General features: G+C 37.7%; 2 protein-coding genes. Both read right to left on the reverse strand.

Going from position 1 to position 690, the window contains the following annotated elements:
• Positions 1-117 (reverse strand): TIGR02450 family Trp-rich protein (locus A3762_RS26470; protein WP_197469207.1); only part of this gene is annotated, 117 nt, incomplete at its 3' end.
• Positions 118-205: 88 nt separating this feature from the next.
• A complete protein-coding gene (locus A3762_RS11130; RefSeq protein ID WP_082878418.1) occupies positions 206-541 on the reverse strand; it encodes a hypothetical protein in 336 nt (111 codons plus the stop codon).
• Positions 542-690: the final 149 nt, after the last annotated feature.

Below are 690 nucleotides of genomic sequence, written 5' to 3' on the forward strand. Positions count from 1 at the left end.
AACTTCTCCCTCTTCATCAAACTCAACTTCCGCAACCATAAAATGCTTCTCTTTATTTAACGGTCTGACGGCTGTCCACTTACTATTCAAAAGTTTCTTGGGATCGATTTTATTCAAAATAAATAACTCTCTGGATTAAATCAAAAACAAAATACCGAGCTACTTTCAAGGCGAGCAACATCGCTGAAAAATGTGATGTTGAGTTCTATACAGATTTCTTCCACAACATATGTACTATCGATAAAATTATTAACGCAACAACTTGAGCTCCTACAAAAATCACTCCGATACCGGCTAATACTGCGTCGCTATTATTCGACTGATCTGCACTAACCATACCCGCGGTGAGCCATAGAGAGGGAGAGAGAAAGATAACGTTCAACAGATTAAGCAAGATAGCGACAATACCGAAAGTTAAACCTGGGCCTGCAGCAAAAGCAGCTAACAATGCGCATACTAACGTTAGGTATGGACCGGCAATTGGAACGAGAATAGCGATTATCGCGAAAATCATCGCCGTTATACCTAGTGCTTTCATCATCTCTTCCTCTGCTATTTTTTATACAAGAGTATAAATTTTATACCAACAGTTCCGTCTAGCTAAAAAATGCGCCAGATTAAAAATCATCATCTAATCAAGTAGATAACACTATCTGAATATTTAATAAGAATAAATGTATCACAGGCAAA

Source organism: Oleiphilus sp. HI0125, assembly GCF_001635355.1.

Excerpts from the sequence above, each read along its gene's own strand:
- A3762_RS11130 (WP_082878418.1), bottom strand. The coding sequence starts at position 541 with ATGATGAAAGCACTAGGTATAACGGCGATGATTTTCGCGATAATCGCT.